1 protein-coding gene and 1 pseudogene are annotated in these 1,200 nt (G+C 45.8%); both read right to left on the reverse strand.

The annotated features are described in order from the left end of the window. A pseudogene (locus EAO36_RS08195) lies at positions 1-546 on the reverse strand (hypothetical protein); the annotation flags it as partial. Beyond that, the coding region (locus EAO36_RS08200; protein WP_120955997.1) for a hypothetical protein at positions 546-1,200 on the reverse strand (655 nt) is incomplete at its 5' end. The pseudogene EAO36_RS08195 and the gene EAO36_RS08200, both read right to left, overlap by 1 nt.

The raw sequence follows: 1,200 nt of genomic DNA on the forward strand, positions 1-1,200 counted from the left end.
TTCAGCCCCTAGGGGCACTACCCCGCTGGTCAATTGGTTAGCCTTGCGCAACAAGCCATTAAAAAGGCCGCTATTCTTTTGGGCCTTGTTGATGATATTATCCCCTAGATCAAGGGCCTTAATGGTCTCGTATATATCGCTCGTGGCTTTGGTGCGGTTAGCCACCTTTTGGTTGAGCTCCAAACTCCCGCCCAAAAACACGCCTAGGTTAATCCCCAAATAGTTTTTAGCCATATAATAATCAAAGAGGCTTAGATTCCTGCCTTTAATCTTGCTATCTAGTTGCTTAATCCCCGTTGATGGGGGTAAGCTTGCCTGCCCTTCTATAGGGGCATCCATATTCCCCTGGTTTTCCTCAATGATGAAGGGACTAAAGTCCCGCTTATTAGGGGGGCTATCCTCTTGGGTGCCCTCTGTCTGCTTATAGCCTTGTGTAGCCAAAAGGGTTTTAGTGCCATTGGGGGTCTTATTGAGCCTCTCTAAAACCTCTTGCGCGTTTTCCTTAAGGGCTTGGCTAGCCCGTTGCGTCATCTCTGCTAATCCCATCAATTCACCTTATAAGCTTTTGTGTGTAGCCACTCATCTTGTAAAATGCCCTGCTTGATGAGCTCTTGCTTTTTGAGGGCAAGGGCCACATCATTTTTAAATTGCCACTCTTTGAGCCGTATTTGCATCCAAGCCATCTCTTGCTCTTGGAGCATTTTAACCGCATTGCCCAATAGCAAACTTTCTAAGTGCGTTTGGGCCTCAAATTCGATTTCTTTAAGGCGTTTAAGCGGGGCCTGTTGGTTTAAAAAGTCGGTGATGAAGTCCTGCCAATAGGCCTGCATAAAATCCCGTTCCAACTCTTTTAAAAACATTTCCTTTAAATGCTCTTCAATGGCGGGGTAAAAAAGGGCGTGCTGTTCTTTGAGAAAACTAAAGTCAAGGCGTGTAATTTCCTCTTTGACTAGGGGCAAAAACTGGGCCTCTAACACTTCTTTCCCCATTTCTTTGAGCTCTAAAAGCGCATCTTGTAAATCCTCTTGCCCTTGGGCAAGCACCGATCTTAATTGCGCCTGCCACACTCCAAAGAGGCTTGTTTGGATACTCTGCCTGAACTCTTGCACAATCTCGCCCTTAGCGCGCTCTAAAAAGACATTTAACTCCTCTGGGCTAAAAATCCTTTTTGTGTCTATTTGCGCGCGCAAATCCTCTTTA

Origin of the sequence: Helicobacter mehlei, assembly GCF_003660265.1 — a bacterium.
Taxonomy (GTDB): Bacteria; Campylobacterota; Campylobacteria; order Campylobacterales; family Helicobacteraceae; genus Helicobacter; species Helicobacter mehlei.